The organism is Polynucleobacter sp. JS-JIR-5-A7, assembly GCF_018687935.1.
Classification (GTDB): domain Bacteria; phylum Pseudomonadota; class Gammaproteobacteria; order Burkholderiales; family Burkholderiaceae; genus Polynucleobacter.
On the sequence record NZ_CP061308.1, the window covers coordinates 1,408,215 to 1,423,383 of the forward strand.

The 15,169-nt window shown below is 46.4% G+C and carries 18 protein-coding genes; 10 read left to right on the top strand and 8 right to left on the bottom strand.

Translation table 11 applies throughout. From position 1 onward, the window contains the following. The first annotated feature begins 84 nt into the window (after positions 1 to 84). The 4 genes from AOC29_RS07275 (at position 85) to AOC29_RS07290 (ending at position 1,741) form a co-directional block, all read left to right on the top strand. Positions 85 to 693 carry a hypothetical protein gene (locus tag AOC29_RS07275; protein ID WP_251369955.1) on the top strand — a complete coding sequence of 203 codons (609 nt, stop codon included), beginning with the start codon at positions 85 to 87 and terminating at the stop codon, positions 691 to 693. Between the two features lie 25 nt (positions 694 to 718). Next, positions 719 to 907 (top strand): hypothetical protein, encoded by a 189-nt coding sequence (locus tag AOC29_RS07280; RefSeq protein ID WP_215295156.1) that lies wholly within the window; start codon positions 719 to 721, stop codon positions 905 to 907. A 102-nt stretch (positions 908 to 1,009) separates the two neighbouring features. After that, the gene (locus tag AOC29_RS07285; RefSeq protein WP_215295158.1) at positions 1,010 to 1,552 is read left to right on the top strand and encodes a cytochrome b; all 543 of its coding nucleotides are present in this window, start codon (positions 1,010 to 1,012) and stop codon (positions 1,550 to 1,552) included. Positions 1,553 to 1,564: 12 nt separating this feature from the next. Next, complete coding sequence (locus AOC29_RS07290) at positions 1,565 to 1,741, top strand: hypothetical protein (protein WP_215295160.1); 177 nt, start codon at positions 1,565 to 1,567, stop codon at positions 1,739 to 1,741. A 57-nt stretch (positions 1,742 to 1,798) separates the two neighbouring features. Here AOC29_RS07290 and AOC29_RS07295 read toward each other — a convergent pair whose 3' ends face one another. Further along, the gene (locus tag AOC29_RS07295) at positions 1,799 to 2,899 is read right to left on the bottom strand and encodes an alkene reductase (protein WP_215295162.1); all 1,101 of its coding nucleotides are present in this window, start codon (positions 2,897 to 2,899) and stop codon (positions 1,799 to 1,801) included. A gap of 70 nt (positions 2,900 to 2,969) precedes the next feature. Then, positions 2,970 to 3,890, bottom strand: a complete 921-nt coding sequence (locus AOC29_RS07300) for a hydrogen peroxide-inducible genes activator (protein WP_215295164.1) — start codon at positions 3,888 to 3,890, stop codon at positions 2,970 to 2,972. A 150-nt stretch (positions 3,891 to 4,040) separates the two neighbouring features. On the opposite strand from AOC29_RS07300, the gene AOC29_RS07305 reads away from it, so the two are divergent. Both AOC29_RS07305 and AOC29_RS07310 read left to right on the top strand, forming a co-directional pair. Then, entirely contained in the window at positions 4,041 to 4,205 is a 165-nt protein-coding gene (locus tag AOC29_RS07305; RefSeq protein WP_215295166.1) for a rubredoxin, read from the top strand. Between the two features lie 67 nt (positions 4,206 to 4,272). Then, on the top strand, positions 4,273 to 5,442 hold the full coding sequence (locus tag AOC29_RS07310; protein ID WP_215295167.1) for an NAD(P)/FAD-dependent oxidoreductase: 1,170 nt from the start codon (positions 4,273 to 4,275) through the stop codon (positions 5,440 to 5,442). Positions 5,443 to 5,519: 77 nt separating this feature from the next. Here AOC29_RS07310 and AOC29_RS07315 read toward each other — a convergent pair whose 3' ends face one another. Continuing rightward, entirely contained in the window at positions 5,520 to 6,113 is a 594-nt protein-coding gene (locus AOC29_RS07315; protein WP_215295169.1) for a urate hydroxylase PuuD, read from the bottom strand. A 169-nt stretch (positions 6,114 to 6,282) separates the two neighbouring features. Here AOC29_RS07315 and AOC29_RS07320 point away from each other — a divergent pair, with 169 nt between their 5' ends. After that, a complete protein-coding gene (locus tag AOC29_RS07320) occupies positions 6,283 to 7,263 on the top strand; it encodes a tripartite tricarboxylate transporter substrate binding protein (protein WP_215295171.1) in 981 nt (326 codons plus the stop codon). Positions 7,264 to 7,307: 44 nt separating this feature from the next. Here AOC29_RS07320 and AOC29_RS07325 read toward each other — a convergent pair whose 3' ends face one another. The 5 genes from AOC29_RS07325 to AOC29_RS07345 all read right to left on the bottom strand — a co-directional run bounded on the left by AOC29_RS07325 (position 7,308) and on the right by AOC29_RS07345 (position 12,587). After that, positions 7,308 to 8,084 carry a 3-hydroxybutyrate dehydrogenase gene (locus AOC29_RS07325; RefSeq protein ID WP_215295173.1) on the bottom strand — a complete coding sequence of 259 codons (777 nt, stop codon included), beginning with the start codon at positions 8,082 to 8,084 and terminating at the stop codon, positions 7,308 to 7,310. A gap of 129 nt (positions 8,085 to 8,213) precedes the next feature. Then, positions 8,214 to 10,610 (bottom strand): xanthine dehydrogenase family protein molybdopterin-binding subunit, encoded by a 2,397-nt coding sequence (locus AOC29_RS07330; RefSeq protein WP_215295175.1) that lies wholly within the window; start codon positions 10,608 to 10,610, stop codon positions 8,214 to 8,216. Between the two features lie 19 nt (positions 10,611 to 10,629). Beyond that, positions 10,630 to 11,139, bottom strand: coding sequence for a (2Fe-2S)-binding protein (locus AOC29_RS07335; protein ID WP_215295177.1), 510 nt, complete (start codon positions 11,137 to 11,139; stop codon positions 10,630 to 10,632). Between the two features lie 27 nt (positions 11,140 to 11,166). Continuing rightward, positions 11,167 to 12,021 carry a xanthine dehydrogenase family protein subunit M gene (locus AOC29_RS07340; protein ID WP_215295179.1) on the bottom strand — a complete coding sequence of 285 codons (855 nt, stop codon included), beginning with the start codon at positions 12,019 to 12,021 and terminating at the stop codon, positions 11,167 to 11,169. A gap of 89 nt (positions 12,022 to 12,110) precedes the next feature. Next, positions 12,111 to 12,587, bottom strand: a complete 477-nt coding sequence (locus AOC29_RS07345; RefSeq protein ID WP_215295181.1) for a CoxG family protein — start codon at positions 12,585 to 12,587, stop codon at positions 12,111 to 12,113. 112 nt (positions 12,588 to 12,699) lie between these two features. On the opposite strand from AOC29_RS07345, the gene AOC29_RS07350 reads away from it, so the two are divergent. From AOC29_RS07350 to AOC29_RS07360, 3 genes are read left to right on the top strand one after another with little or no spacing between them, the layout of a single operon-like run. Continuing rightward, a complete protein-coding gene (locus tag AOC29_RS07350; protein ID WP_215295183.1) occupies positions 12,700 to 13,392 on the top strand; it encodes a TetR/AcrR family transcriptional regulator in 693 nt (230 codons plus the stop codon). A 14-nt stretch (positions 13,393 to 13,406) separates the two neighbouring features. Further along, a complete protein-coding gene (locus AOC29_RS07355) occupies positions 13,407 to 13,865 on the top strand; it encodes a glyoxalase (protein ID WP_215295185.1) in 459 nt (152 codons plus the stop codon). Between the two features lie 10 nt (positions 13,866 to 13,875). Then, positions 13,876 to 15,117, top strand: coding sequence for an FAD binding domain-containing protein (locus AOC29_RS07360; RefSeq protein ID WP_215295187.1), 1,242 nt, complete (start codon positions 13,876 to 13,878; stop codon positions 15,115 to 15,117). The last annotated feature ends 52 nt before the right edge of the window (positions 15,118 to 15,169 follow it).

Here is a 15,169-nt window from a genome sequence, read left to right on the forward strand (position 1 = left end):
GACACCGAAACCTCAGAAGACCTCGGTGTCATTCAAACGGCAACCCTGACCTTACTGGCACTCATTATTGGCTTTACTTTCTCAATGGCGATTGACCGGCATGACAATCGAGAGACCCTCGAAGAAGGTGAGGCCAATGCCATTGGTACTGAATATCTCAGGGCGGATCTTCTACCGAGCAAGGCTTCCGCTAGAACCAAGGACCTCCTCAATCAATACCTTGATCAGCGCATTCTCTTCTACTCAAGACAAAGTAAAGATAAAGTTCAGGAGATACAGCAAAAGACCGATGCACTTCAGAATGCCCTCTGGGTTGAAGTGCTAGAGGTCGCTCGTTCACAGCCAAGCCCCACTATAGCCCTGGTCATTTCAGGCATGAATGATGTTTTAAATTCTCAAGGATATGTACAAGCCGCCTGGTGGAATCGAATCCCCTATCCTGCCTGGGCCCTCATGTCAGCAATTGCCATATGTGCAAACATGTTGGTTGGCTTTGGCGCCCGCAATTTTAGAAAAAATGTAGGGCTTTTCATGATCTTCCCTTTTGTGACATCGATATCTTTCTTTTTAATAGCAGATATTGATAGTCCGAGAGGTGGCGTGATCCGCATTGAACCACGCAATCTCATGACTCTGAAACAAAACTTAAATCCCAAGATGGTCATCACCAATCCATCTTCAACCAACCATTAAGCTAAACCCCAAATAGGCGGTAATCATGAAACGTGTTGTTGATGTATATAAGAACCGCGGCCGCGAGTTGGTATGGACTTACGTTATTCACCTGCAAAATGATGATGAGTTTCATCCTGGCCAACTCGATTTTGAGGTCGAAGCGCTACGCCTATCTCTACTGGACAAAAGAGGCCTGCTGAGCGAGCTCAGCGCCAAAGTGAGGCTAAATTAGTCCTGGGATACCCAGAAATAGGGGAAATTACCCATAGTCTTGTTATTGCTAATGAGAGTCATTATCATTTATGATGAATCATTACTTCAATAACGCCTTACTATGTCTAAATCACAATATCACCCTGCCTCTATCTTTCTTCACTGGTTTGTATTCCTTCTCGTCATCGCAGCATTTATTGCTATTGAATTAAAAGGTCAGTTTCCTAAAGGGAGTGAGCCCCGTGAGCTTTGTAAAACAGTTCACGGTGTGATTGGGCAGCTCATTTTTTTAGCCATGGCCCTTCGCCTCATGGTTCGCTTGGTTTATGGCGTTCCTAAGCCCACTAACCCCAAACCGATATTGACTTCTTTTGCCCAAGCAATGCATTGGCTCATGTATGCCCTGCTATTGATATCGCCCATCTTTGGCATGCTTTATTTCCAATACGGTGGCAAAGAAATCCATTTCTTTGGATTGGTATGGCCTCAGCTACTAACCCCTAACCCGGAGATGAAAAAACTCGTTGAAGGAATCCATGAGTTTTTAGGAAATTCACTTTACTTCCTGATTGGCATTCATGCTTTAGCTGGCTTGTGGCAACATTACATTATTAAGGACGACACCCTACGTCGTATGCTCAATAAGATCAAAGCCCCCGCTTAAGGACTTTTAAAGATGAAACCGCTTTCTAAAAAAGCCAAGATGGCTGTTGGATGGACGATTTTGATGACCGTAGTAGGCACCGCTATGCTGCATCAATGGCAATTCTTTGCAATGGGTTGTGCCTCGCTTGCTTTATTACTAGTAGCTAATCACTACGACCTTCTCAAAGACCCCGAAGACAAAAAATAAACCCCACCGATAAGAGTGGGGTTTATTCAGTAGCTTCATGCGCTTACTGTCATTGCTCTAGAGCGTTGGGTAATCGGTATAACCCGCCTCTTGACCGCCATAGAAGGTAGCGCGGTTATAGGGATTCAGAGAAGCATTACTTTGGAAGCGCTCAACTAAATCTGGATTAGAGATGTAGAGACGACCGTAAGCTACTGCATCAGCCAAACCTGCTTCTAATACTTTTTCGCCCATTGCCTGATCGTAGCCACCAGCAGTGATAAATTGCCCCTGATAGGCTTTACGGAAAAGCTCTGAAGTCACTGGCGCTTCCTCATTTACCTGATCTCCGCCACCAGCACTGGTAGCGCGTGGCTCAATCATATGGACATAAGCCAAGTTGTAAGTATTTAACTTCTGGATTGCTGCAGTAAATAGCGCCACTGGATCGCTATCAGCCATGTCATTAAAGGTGCCATAAGGTGAAAGACGAACGCCAACCTTATCACTGGGAAATACTTTACTGACTGCATCAATCACTTCGCCTAATAAACGCAAACGATTGTCGATTGAGCCGCCATATTGATCAGATCGTTGATTGGTTTTATCTTGCAAGAACTGATCCAATAAATAACCATTGGCAGAATGAATTTCAACCCCGTCAAAGCCTGCAAGCTTTGCATTCTGAGCGGCCGCTGTGTACTCTTTCAAAAGACGCGCAATATCATCTAAGCTCATTGCCTTGGGAGTTTCGTAGTCGTGCAACTTCCAATCAGCGCCATAAGTTTGCCCTGATGCAGCAATGGCCGAAGGAGCCTCCGGTACGCCCTGCTCTGGGTGTAATGAAGAATGAGAAATGCGTCCCACATGCCACAACTGCGCAACGATAGTGCCACCTTTGGCATGCACAGCGTCAACAATTTCTTTCCAGGCAGCCGTTTGCTCTGGCGAGTAAATACCCGGCGTTGCTGGATAACCCATTCCCAAAGGGGAAATTTGCGTTGCTTCTGTAATGATGAGGCCAGCACTCGCACGCTGCGCATAGTAAGTCTTTGCCAGTGGATTTGGTACGTCACCTGCTACTGCGCGCATCCTTGTCAGCGGCGCCATGACCAGGCGATTCTTTAATTGAATAGAACCCAGTTGTACTGGGGTAAACATAATTTCTTTTCCGGACATTAAATACTTTCTTTATGAATAATGAAACAACAGGGGTGACTCTAATAATATTTACTATTTCGTGCAGGGCTTACTTTGACTTTTGAAGATTGATACCAAAGCGCTCCCGAATACAAGCCGATAGCGCAGTAAACTCTGCGAGGTGGGCAGTAGACGATCTTGCAACCAAAGCAATGATCCGTTTTGGCGCAGGTGCAGCCATGGCTTTGGCAACCAAATCGCTGTTATTGAGCAGACTACTTTTCACTGCCATCTCTGGCAGCAAAGCAATCCCAAAACCAGATTCAACCATTTGCAACAAGGTCAACAAGCTAGTCGCTTCCATGCCCTCATCCTTCCGAATGTCTGCTTTTTTGCATGCTTGCAAGCTATGTTCGCGCAAACAATGCCCCTCTTCTAAGAGCAATAGTCGCTCCGCCATTTTGGCAGGCAAAGTAACCTCTTTGCCTTTGAGCGCTGGATCACCCTCGCGAGCTACCAACCAAAAGTGATCATCGAATAATTCTTCTACTAGCAGACCGCTGACATCATAAGGCAAGGCGATTAAGGCGAAATCCAATTTATGCTCAGCCAACCTAGATAACAAGTTCGCTGTTAAATCTTCTCGCAAAGTAATTTTAAGATCTGGAAATCGTTTACGGACTTCCGGTAAGACTGTGGGCAATAGGAATGGCGCAATCGTTGGAATCACCCCTAACCGAATGGTTGCTGTCATGGGCTTACCCGAAGCACCCGCATACTCCACTAAATCTTCAGAGGCCGTCAAAATTAATTTAGCGCGCTCAAGCACCTCTACACCCGCAGGAGTAATAGAAACATTTTGGCGATCACGCTCAACTAGCTTTATCCCCAAACCATCTTCTAATTCTTTTAAGCCAGCACTGAGAGTAGATTGCCCGACAAAACAGGTCTCAGCGGCACGAGTGAAATTCAGCTCTTTAGCTAAAGCCACCAAATAATTCAGCTGTCTTAATGACGGTAAATACGCCATGACGCCTCCTTATCGATTAATTTGATTAATAATAGCATATTCATTCATTGGAATGATATCAAGATACCCTCTGCAATAGGCTGTTGAGGCTCAGCAAGAAATAAAGCGGAATTAAATTTAAACTCATCCTTCAACATTAAAGGAACCAACATGAATTCTTGGCAATGTATCGTATGTGGCTTTATCTATGATGAAGCAAAAGGCCTTCCAGAAGATGGGATTGCCCCCGGTACCGCTTGGGCGGATGTACCAGATAACTGGGAGTGTCCAGATTGTGGAGTATCAAAATCTGACTTTGAAATGGTGCAGATTTAATCATCGAATCTATTTCGATATCTACATTGCATCACCACAATTAACGCATTACTAGGGAGTCCAGAGCTTGGATCAAAATAATTCGAAATCCTCATCTGCTATTGTCATTGTTGGTAGCGGATTGGCTGGATATACCGTCATACGCGAAATCCGAAAACTCGATAAAGAGATTCCTATTACGCTTGTGACAAAAGAGCCGGGATATTTTTACTCCAAACCGATGCTCTCAACTGCGCTAGCTGGGAAAAAAGAGGCAGCTCAATTAATTTCTACTCCAGCAGAGGCTATGGCAAGCCAATTAGGACTCAACATCTTATCTGAAACAGATGTGTATGCAATCGATAGCGCCAAGCAAATCATCATTACGAGTAAAGGTGAGATCACTTACCGTCAACTCGTCTTGGCTCTGGGCGCAGATCAGATTCGCCTCCCACTCCAAGGCAATGCCGCTCATGAAGTATTGACTGTCAATGATCTTGAAGATTATGCAAAGTTTCGCAATGCTATTTCAGGCAAAAAGAAAGTTGCCATTTTGGGTGCGGGACTGATTGGCTGCGAGTTTGCCAATGACTTAGTGCTAGGCAACTACGAAGTCGATGTTATTGACTTGGCACCTCAAGCTCTTGGACGCTTGATACCAGAGATGACAGCAAACGATTTGCAAAGTAAACTAAGTGCTGCTGGAGTACGTTGGCATTTCAACACCACTGTGCAATCCATCGATCGTAATAGCAATGAACTCAATATCACTTTAGCTAATGGCACTCTGATTGCTAGCGATGTAGTGCTGTCAGCTGTGGGACTAAAACCTCGCATTGATCTTGCTAAAGCAGCTGGCATAGCTACCGGCATTGGCATTCAAGTCGACCGAGAATTAGAAACCAATGCACCCCATGTATATGCACTAGGTGATTGTGCTGAAGTAGAAGGTCTGGTGCTGCCTTATGTGATGCCGATCATGCAAGCAGCTCGAGCATTGGCAGTGACGCTGACTGGTCAACGTACTGCCCTCACCTATCCTGCAATGCCCGTGATGGTGAAAACACCGGCATTGGCTACGATCGTTTCGCCCCCAGCCAAAGGTGTCGCTGGGCAGTGGAAAACCAATCCTGTTGAAGGCGGACTAGAAGCGCGCTTTGAGTCTGATGATGGCAAGCTTTTGGGATTTGTACTGATGGGCACAGCGACTGCACAACGTGGTGCCCTCACTAAGGAGTTGCCCGCTATTCTGGCCTAGCGTTTTTACGCTCACCCTTTAGGGAATAAAAAAGGCCCGCATCGCGGGCCTTTTTTATTAATGCGAACTCAGAGTGATTATGAAACGATCACGAACCAAGTAGTGTTATGTGATTGTGCAGACATCAAGAACAACATTGGCACTGAGAGCACTGTGTTCAAGCGGGATGTCAACATCGCAACCCGGGCAGATTTTGCTTTGACATCAGCTTCAACAGTTACGATGCCAAGAGCACGTTTCTGATTAGGCCAAATGATGAACCATACGTTGAAAGCCATTATCAAGGCAATCCACATGCCCAAGCCAATTGCACGGAATGGTGCTTGTAATGTAAACGCTTGATGGAGATAGCCATTCAAAGCAGCAACAATCAAACCAGTCACCACTGTGAAGAGTGCTGCGTAACGAAACCAAAACAATGCTGTTGGAGCAATCACTTTACCAATAGCTGGCTTTTGCTCATCTGGGATTTTTGGCATAGATGGAATTTGCACAAAGTTGAAGTACCAGAGCAAACCAATCCACATCACACCAAACATCACGTGCAACCAACGGAATATGAATGGCAATTCAGCAGAGCTAAAGTTACCGCCCAAAGCGAGAATAATTAAAACGAGGAGCACAAAACCAGCTAATACTGTGCGTCCCAATGAGGTCAAAATTGAAGCCATAAAAGGATCTCCTAGATATAAGAATGCGCTGTAACTATAAACGATTCTGCTGATTTTGTTCGGGTAGCCAAAATTCCATCATTCTTACCCAAAATTGTCACTTCGATAGTGACTTCGCCCAGTTTGGGGCGCAAAATAAGCAAAAAATAGCAACCGAACGAGACGATATATGCCTGCCCCATCTTTTTTCAAAACACTGATTTACCTCACGCTCACAGCATTTACTTACATCTCTAGCGTCTACGCTCAGGAATTTCCACCTAAGAAGACCATCACGATTGTGGTTGGCTTTGCAGCCGGCGGATCTGCTGACAGTGCAGCTCGTGTGATTGCCAAAAAATTAAGTGAAGATCTTGGACAAAATGTGATTGTGGACAATAAGCCCGGTGCTGGTGGCAACATTGCGCATGCTTATACCGCTACTGCACCAACTGATGGATCGGTCATCCTCTTTGGCTCCATCGGACCACTGTCTATCGCACCGCATCTGATGAAGTTACCCTATGATCCCCAAAAAGATTTAGCCCCCTTAACGATGGGGGTTACCTTCCCGAATGTCTTGGTGGTAATTCCAGAGCTGGGTGTCAAGAACTTTAAAGAATATATAGCGCTAGCCAAAAAGAATCCTGGCAAGATTACTTTTGCCTCTACAGGTAGTGGCTCTGCATCTCACTTACAGGGCGAACTCTTAAATGTACGTGCTGATATTGATACCGTTCATGTCCCCTATAAAGGTGGCAGCCCAGCGATGGTCGATCTTCTAGGTGGCCGAGTCTCTTCTTATTACTCTGCTCTAGCGACTGCTGATCCCTATATCAAAAATGGCAAGCTCATTCCGATTGCGACCACTGGATTAAAACGCGCACCCACCCTTCCCAATGTTCCAACGATTGCAGAGTCAGGCTATCCAGGATTTGATGCCAGTAACTGGTATGCATTTGTAGCACCAGGAAAAACGCCTGACATTATTTTAGAGAAGTGGAATAAAGCGCTAGTAGCAGCGCTGAAAGATAAGGTCACTAGTACGCAATTAGCCGAGCATGGCTTAACGCCCAATCCAGGTAGCAGGGAAGACTTACAAAAATACATTGCGAGTCAATCTGCGATGTGGGGCAAGATCATCGCAGATAAAAAGATCACTGATGAGTAAGCTCTGCAGAGTTACTCAAAGCTAGGGCTATAGGTAACAAATATTTACTGAGCAGCCCAACCGCCATCCATATTCCAAGCTACGCCACGAACTTCCGAGGCGTCAGGACCACAGAGAAATACCGCAAGCGCAGCTAACTGCTCTGGAGTTACAAACTCTCCAGACGGTTGCTTCTCCGATACCAAGGCAGTCTTAGCGGCGTCATTAGAAATACCTTCACGCTCAGCGCGGGCATCTACCTGCTTTTGTACCAATGGTGTCAATACCCAACCTGGGCAAATCGCATTACAAGTAATGCCAGTGCGGGCATTTTCAAGTGCAGTGACTTTGGTTAAACCAATGATGCCATGCTTAGCAGCGACATAAGCTGCCTTCTGCGTCGACGCAACCAAGCCATGAACAGAGGCAATATTAATAATACGGCCCCAGTTACGCTGTTTCATTCCCGGCAGCGCATGATGTGTCGTATGGAAGGCAGAACTTAAATTAATGGCAATGATGGCATCCCATTTATCTGTTGGGAATTCTTCAATATTGGCGGTGTACTGAATGCCAGCGTTATTCACCAAAATATCCAATGAGCCAAAACGTTTTTCCGTTTGCGCAATGAGATCTTTAATCTCGGCAGGCTTACTCATATCTGCGCCGTGGTAATCCACTTCGACCCCACAGGCCTTGATCTTGGCAATTGCTTCCTCTTTTTCGCCAAAGCCATTGACCATGATATTGGCACCTTGTTTTGCTAAAGCAATAGCCATACCCAAACCAATACCGCTAGTAGATCCTGTCACTAGGGCTGTTTTACCTTTTAATGAAGACATATCGATTTTTACCGTATCAAGTTAACCCAAAGACTAGCCCAAAAAGGGTTTGCCTAAAAACTTGATGTTACAGGATGTGCAAACCCCCATTCGGGGTTATGCACCAAGGTCAGGAGAAGCCTTGAAAAATTAGATTTTCTTGAGCACCCGCAGGATCTTCTCACAGGTAATTGGCTGATCAAACACTGCAGTATTAAACGGCAGCAAAGCATCGTTGATAGCATTTTGGACTGCGCCAGGAGCACCAGCAGTTCCGGCTTCACCAGCCCCTTTGGCACCCAGCTTAGAAGATTGGGTTGGGGTTTCTACGTGAGCCACCTCAATATCTGGCATCTCGTTTGCCATCGGCACAAGGTAGTCAGCCATACTGCCATTACGCAGCAAACCACTCTCATCGTAGAGGCACTCTTCAAAGAGCACACCACCGATACCCTGAACAATCGCGCCGCGAACTTGCTCATCGACCAACATCGGATTAAGTACACGACCACAGTCTTCTACCGCCCAATGTTTGAGGAGCTTCACAAAGCCGGTATCAGGATCTACTTCCACATACGAGGCTTGTACACCGTTAGTAAAGATGAATGGATAATCTTTTTGGGTGTAATGGCGAGTCACCATTAAGTCTGCAGAAAAGCCCGCTGGCAGAGTATCGGTCCGGAAATAGCCAATGCGGCCGATTTCACTAAAAGGCAATAACTGTTCACCAGTTGCTTTATCCAAAACATGACTGCGATGCACGCTTAACTCAGCAACCGGACGATTCAAAATCGCACCCGCCAGTTTCAAAATATTTTCTTGCAATGCTTGGCAGGCCAGCAATACTGCTTCGCCGCCAACGCCAGCCCCACGGGAAGCCCAAGTACCGCCGCCGTAAGGGGTGACATCGGTATCGCCAGTAACAATACGTACTTGATTAATAGATACACCTACAGCATCTGCAGCAATCTGCGCATAGATACCTTCTGTGCCTTGACCTTGTTCACCAACACCTACTAACACGGAAACTACGCCACTAGGATCTAAACGCACTGAAGCGCCATCTTGAGACGCAATACGCGCACCACCTACTCCATAGAAAGCAGGACTTGGGTTAGTGAGCTCAATTAAGGTTGCAAAGCCAATGCCACGATAAATACCCTTCTTACGTAACTCTGCTTGCTCTTTGCGTAAAGCTGGGTAATTCATCATCTTTTCAATCGTACGCAAACATTGTTCGTGTGAGAGTACTTCTAATTTGATGCCCGAGATTCCAGAACAGGGATAAGCATCGTCAGGGATCACATTGCGCTTACGAAACTCTAGCGGATCCATCTGCAACTTTTGAGCAGCCAAATCTACCAAGCCCTCGGTCACCGCACACGCAATCGGATGACCGACTCCACGGTATTGGCAAGTGGGAGTTTTATTCTGAAACACCACATCTAAATGCGCACGATAGTGTTGGTGCTTATAAGGACCACCAACCAAGTTCACTACTTGGTTACCCTCAATTGCACTGGTCCTGGGGAACATGGAATAAGGTCCAATACCCGTTAGGTCATGAATCTCAAAGGCTAAGATATCGCCTGCTTTATTAGCCGCAATCCGCCCTTTAATGCGGTGCTCACGAGCATGAATATCGCTCGTAAAAGATTCCAAGCGATCGGCCACAAACTTCACCGGGCGCTCCAGCATCATAGCCAAACCGACGGTCGCAAAATCATCAGGATAGGCGTGCACCTTGATACCAAAAGATCCGCCAACGTCTTTACAAATTACATGCACATCGGATTCAGATAAACCAAACTGACGGCAATACAAGTCTTGCATCATATGCGGCGCTTGTTGCGAGTGATACACGGTCAGACGACGCTCACCGGGGTTGTAATCCGCAATTTGGCAACGCGGCTCTAGAGTTACGCCAGTGTGGCGCCCAAAACCAAAAGTAGCTTCAGCGACAACATCTGCAGTCGCAAAGGCTTCATCAACATTCCCGACATCTAAGCTACGGGTGAAGCACAAGTTGTCACCCAATTCTGGATGAATCAATGGCGTCTTCGGATCTAAGGCAGACTCCATAGAAATCACAGCAGGCAATTCTTCCCACTCCACATCAACGAGTTGCAGGGCATCTTCTGCCTGCGCCCTTGTCTCTGCGACCACAGCAACTACCGGCTCACCTTGCCAGCAAGCCCTATCAATTGCAAGAGCATGCTGAGGTGCGGATTTCATACCTGCTAAGTGACCCAAGGTAGCAACCCAAGGCTTACAAATTTTTGCCATCTGAACGCCATCAACGATCGCCAGAACACCTGGCATCTTGCTCGCTTGCTCAGTATGAATTTTGCCGATCTTCATATGGGCCACTGGTGAACGCCAGAAGACCACGTGACCCATGCGCGGCAATTGAATGTCATCAATATAAGTACCTTGACCTTCCAGCAAGCGACGCGCGCTATGTCTTGGTTCGCTATTACCGATGTAGCGTTGATCGTTAGTAACGGGATCGAGAACGAGTCCCTTTAAATCGCTTGGCTTATTCATAATACGTTTCCTAAATCCCTTAGGCGTGAGCAACGACAGGTTTAATTTTTTGACCCTTAGCACGAGCCTCTAAAACATCGACGATCGCATCAACGATAGAGTGATAACCAGTGCAACGACAATAATTTCCAGAGATCCATTCGCGGACCTCCTCACGACTAGCCTTAGGCTGCTTTTCAATCAGTTCAGCAGCCGCCAGCAACATACCCGAAGAGCAGAAGCCGCATTGCATAGCGTTATGGCGCATAAACGATTCTTGAAGATGAGCCAGAGCACCGCTTTTTGTTAGACCTTCAATCGTTTCAACTACGCAGCCATCAGCTTGCACTGCCAAATATAAGCAACCGCGGATGATTTGACCATCCACCTTGACGGTGCAAGCGCCGCAAGCGCCCTGCTCGCAACCGAGATGTGGGCCTTTAAGATGTAAATCCTCGCGGAGAAAATCAACCAAATGACGACGCGGCTCAATCTCTGCATTGACGGCAACACCATTCACCGTCATCGATACTTTTTTCTTCAAGCTCATTTTCAAATCTCCGAACAATCTGAGTAATTAGGCAAGCATGTGCTTGAGACCACGCTCAAGCAATACACCAATTAAATGGGTCTTCGCTTCTGCACTATTGGTAATATCTGCAATCGCATCAATTTCTTCGCGCGCACTTGCTACCGCCTGGGCAATCAACTGATCATTTAAAGACTGCCCATTGATCAAATCTTGCGCAGCACTTGCCATTACAGGTGTAGCACTTACTGAGAAGAAGGTAAATGCGCAGTGACTTAATACGCCCCCTTGTTTCTCAGCCACCGCTGCCAAACCAGCAACCGCGTAATCGCCATGACGCCTTGCTAGTTCGTGGAAGTAAAAAACTTGATTGCTAGTAGCCAGTGGAATTTCAGTAGCGACCAGAATTTCATCTGGCTCTAACGAAGTGGTGTACAGATCAATAAAGAAATCTTTAGCAGCAATTTTGCGCTCGCCACTAGGCCCATGAATCACCACAGTGGCTTGTAAAGTCAAACTGCAAGCAGGCCATTCCGCCGCAGGATCGCCATAAGCGAGTGAGCCGCCCCATGTTCCTAGGTTACGAATCGCTCGATGCGCAATATGAGGCGCCGCAGCTTTTAAAAGTGGTGCGTGTTTTGCAACTAAAGCAGAATCTTCGATTTCGGTATGAGTAACGAGCGCACCAATCCGCAGTTTGTCGCCTACAACAGAAATCCCCTTGAGCTCGGCAACATCGGTAATATCAATCAAGATGCTTGGCTCTGACAGTCGCATATTGAGCGTAGCCAGAAGTGTTTGTCCGCCAGCAATTAATCTCGCGTCATCACCGCCTTGCTCCAGCAAAGACAAAGCATCACTTAAAGCCTTTGGCTTTACATAGTCAAATGCTGCTGCTTTCATTCTGTCTCCTCCACTGCTAATTGAAGTAAGCCTTTGTGGCTCTTTTGATTTCTACTTTTAACTACTATTTTATTTTTTGAACTACTTTTTTATTCACTACCAGCGCCAGACTCCAGCGCCACTGTCTCCCCGCCTAATTCTTTTGCAAACTTTTGAAAAAAGTCATCTGCAATCTTTTTTGCGGAAGCGCTAATTAAGCGCCCGCCAATCTGACCTAACTTTCCACCAATGGAAGCTTCAGTTGTATAGGAAATTAAGGTGCCACCTTCGGCAGCTTTGAGCTCGACGCGTGAGCGTCCTTTTGCAAAACCGGCAGCGCCTCCTGAACCTTCGAATGCCATAGAGCAGGATTGGTCTGGAATCACATCACTGAGCAGCAACTTGCCCGAGAAGCGGGCTCTGACAGGCCCAATCTTGAACATCACCTTGGCATGGACTTCTTCTGGCGATATACGGCTAATCTCTTCGCAACCAGGAATGGATTTGGCAAGCACATCAACATCGTTCAATCCTCTCCAGACATCAGGGATCGATGCGGCTATGAGTTGTTCGCCATTGAGTTCCATTTAACTTCCTTGGGGTTTGTACGGATAGAGTGTTATCTACCAATTGTTCAACAATGTACCATTATTTAACTTTTGGTCAATAAGTCCAAATTCGGATAAACCCTGAGAATCCATGCGTTTTACTGAAGATAGCGTTTCCAGCCCAGAGCAAGCCGAAAATTCGGCAGAAATACTCATACCGGCACGTCGCAGAATGAATACCGCCGATCGAAAGCGCCAAATTTTGGATCGAGCGATTCAGTTTTTTGCTAAATACGGTATTGAAGCTCAACTTCGTAATCTCACCAAAGAATTGGGCGTTACCCATACCCTGCTCTATCACTACTTCCCCACTAAAGAAGCCTTAATTCAGGAAGTCTACAAAGAGGTTTTCGAATCCCGCTGGAAACCCGAATGGGAAGCATTGTTAGACGATCACAATCTGACGCCAGAAGAAAAGTTCAATGCCTTTTATTTGGATTACACCAAGACAGTGCTCACTTATGACTTTGTACGGATCCTAATCTTTTCAGGATTAAGCGATCAGTCAATTAGTGACCGCTTCTTTGAGCTCTTGCGCTCACGCTTGTTGCCCCGACTGATTCGTGAAACACGCAAATACTGCAATCGACCAATAGAGCCAAAACCAACCGAGCGCGAGCTTGAATTCTTGATGGGCCTGCATGGCGGTATTTTCTATATTGGCATGCGCCGCTGGATCTATGGCCAAGCCATCTATGCCCCGAGCATTCCAAATTCTGAACAGGAAATCATTCGCGACCGCGTTGAGTCCTACTTACATTCCGCTAAAACTTTATTTGCTTAATTAAAAAGGTCATTATGTCCAATCTAAGCCTCAATCACTTCTCGATCCGTAGTCTAGAGATTGAAAAAACAACAGAATTTTTCAGTAAGCTGCTGGGCTTAACCATAGGCCCAAGACCAGAGTTTCCTTTTCCTGGTGTATGGCTCTACAACGGCGACGATAGCAGCTGGGCAAACGCAGTACTGCATTTGATTGCGATTGATAAGAATGATCCAGATGGTTTAAAAAAATATCTAGGTGATCGTGATACCAGCTCACTTCATGGGTCAGGTGCGGTTGATCACATCGCCTTTTTTGCAACTGGCCTAGAAGAAAAAATTACCTTGTTGAAGCAACTCAAGATTCCTTATCGCGAGCGCACGGTTCCTGTCTTAAAACTTCACCAAATCTTTTTGGATGATCCTAACGGTGTGGTGATTGAGCTCAATTACCCTGCCGAAGAAAAAACAGCCTTAGACGCGAAGGCTGCATAAGGAATTAGCCATGGCAAAAATACTAGTGGTTGGCGGATCCTTAGGCGGTTTATTTGTAGCAAACATCTTGCTACGCCAAGGTCATGACGTCACCCTTCTAGAAAAAGCGACTGGCTCCCTTGATGGTCGAGGCGCAGGCATTGTGACGCACGATGCCCTTGCCCAAGCTTTACGTGCCGCTGGTGTAAGCGTTGATCACACACTAGGGGTACCAGTAACTCAACGCGTTACCCTAGGTTCAGATGGTCAAAGTCTAGGTGAGATGGAGTTGCCACAAATACTCACATCTTGGAGTCGTCTGTATCACATGCTGAAGGAAGCATTTCCAGTAGAGCGCTACTTGCAAGGCAAGACTGTCAAAACAGTAATGCAAGATGCCAATGCAGTAGAGGTGCATTGCGAAGATGGCAGTCAATACAAGGCAGAATTATTAATTGCGTCTGATGGCATTCGTTCAGGTGTTAGAGCACAAGTTGCCCCAGATATTCAACCTGAATATGCTGGCTATATTGCTTGGCGCGGTGTCTGTGATGAGGCCTGCCTCTCGCAATACACGCTAGAGACGCTATTTAATCGTTTTGGTTTTTGCCTTCCTAATGGAGAGCAGATGCTCGGTTATCCCGTAGCCGGATCTGGCAACGATACCCGCCCAGGCAAACGTCGCTATAACTTTGTTTGGTATCGACCCGCTTCTGAGCAGGAAGAGTTAGTTAGCTTACTCACCGATGATGATGGTCATTACTACCCTACTGGCATTCCCCCATTAAAAGTTTCCTGGAAACACATTGCCCATATGCGCAAAGTTGCTCGTGACATTTTGGCGCCACAGTATGCAGAAATTTTAGAAAAAACGGCGTCTCCTTTTTTGCAAGCTATTTACGACGTGCGCTCTGAGCAAATTGTATTCGGCAGAATTGCCTTGATGGGTGATGCGGCATTTGTAGGTAGACCCCACGTTGGTATGGGTGTTACCAAGGCAGGTGATGAGGCTATCGTGATTGCAAAACAGATTGAAACCCTGGGCGTCACCCCGGAAGCTTTGCAAGCCTATAGCGCTGAGCGCCTCAAATTAGGCCAACAAGTAGTAGCGCGAGCCCAGTATTTAGGGCGTTATATGCAGTCTCAGGGTAGCAAAGGAACAAGGGATGCCGATAATCTCAAACGGAATGCCGGTACGGTCATGGCAGAAACTGCCATCGACATTAGCGATTTATTAGCCCAAGGGAAAGCAGTACCTGAATCTGCCCATTAAAAGGCGCATTCAGTTAAGATTTGATAAACAAAAAGTATTCTTATTTAAACAA